Source organism: Pseudomonas gregormendelii (assembly GCF_017114825.1).
Classification (GTDB): Bacteria; Pseudomonadota; Gammaproteobacteria; order Pseudomonadales; family Pseudomonadaceae; genus Aquipseudomonas; species Aquipseudomonas gregormendelii.
This window is the reverse complement of the sequence record NZ_JADEVO010000097.1, coordinates 1-1,228: the sequence shown is the minus strand read 5'-3', so window position 1 is coordinate 1,228 and position 1,228 is coordinate 1. Positions and strand designations below refer to the sequence as shown.

The 1,228-nt window shown below is 55.0% G+C and carries 1 pseudogene; it reads right to left on the bottom strand.

From position 1 onward, the window contains the following. Positions 1-154 precede the first annotated feature (154 nt). A pseudogene (locus IMW75_RS26715) lies at positions 155-505 on the bottom strand (DUF6124 family protein). Positions 506-1,228 lie beyond the last annotated feature (723 nt).

Here is a 1,228-nt window from a genome sequence, read left to right as displayed (position 1 = left end):
CTGGCAGCATGCAGCTTGAACTCGCGGGTATAGACCTTTCTATCGTTCATGGAACCTCCAAGTTGGCGAAATCATATCGCCCTTAAGAGGTGTCCGGAATTATTAGACCAGTTCAGCTTGCTCGCGAAGGCGGCCTCAAGGAACACCCGTCAAGTCAGTCCTGCGCCTGCTTCATCCCCAGACAATCAATCGACCGGTCAACCATGGCCTTGGCGATCTCCAGCAAATGCCAAATCGAATACACCATGGCTCGGTCGGCCCCCTTGAGGTGGTCGCCACACTGATAGGCCGTGACCGATGCACAGCGCAACAAATCGGCGATGTAGAGTTAGGTGTCTTCGAAGCTTACATCGTTGCTGACGTTGTAGAACCTGAGCTCATCGGGAGCCGACGGTTGTTCGCCGGTCAGGTAGAAATCGATGGCACGGTAGAGTGCGGAGCGGTCTCTTTGGAGGTCATCGTTCCTGGTTGCATTGGAGGGTGGATCGGGGACAGGCTTTTTCATTGGTAAACTCCAGGTGGTGGTAGGAGCCAACCGATTTCGCGACTAAACGAGAAGGGGTGGCGGCTGCACGCAGGTTAGTCGACCGGTCACCTGGAACCCCGGCGCACCCGAGGGTGCCCTGCGCACAGCCACCATAAAGTTCAGGCGATAAAAAACACCTGAAAGAGGTAGCGCTGTACGCCAAGTGATATCCGGGCGACTAAACCCGGTCACTGATGAGCAGTGACGGGCCGAGATTAGACGCGGAAATCTGTAGGCGCAAGCGGGCGAAATAATCTAGGAAATTTCCTGCAAAGGGAAGGGAACATGCGTGTAGGAACGCTGATTTTTCTGTCAGAAAACTTCCCGGTTTGTAGCGTTTTTCCGATCGCCAAGATCGCAGCCTTCGGCAGCTCCTACAGGAGCGTGGTGATCCGCACATCCTCGGTGAACATTTATCACTGTAGGAGCTGCCGCAGGCTCGGGCCGCGATCGGACGATCTTTTGATCTTGATTCAGCGCTTGTTCAAGCCACGCGCCAGGCGTTCCCCGCCCGGCCCACAGTAATTTCTGCCGGACCGAAATTCGGTGTGCGCCGCAGAACCCTGTGGGAGCGAGCTTGAACTGGTCTAATAATTCCGGACACCTCTTAAGGGCGATATGATTTCGCCAACTTGGAGGTTCCATGAACGATAGAAAGGTCTATACCCGCGAGTTCAAGCTGCATGCTGCCAGCATGGTACT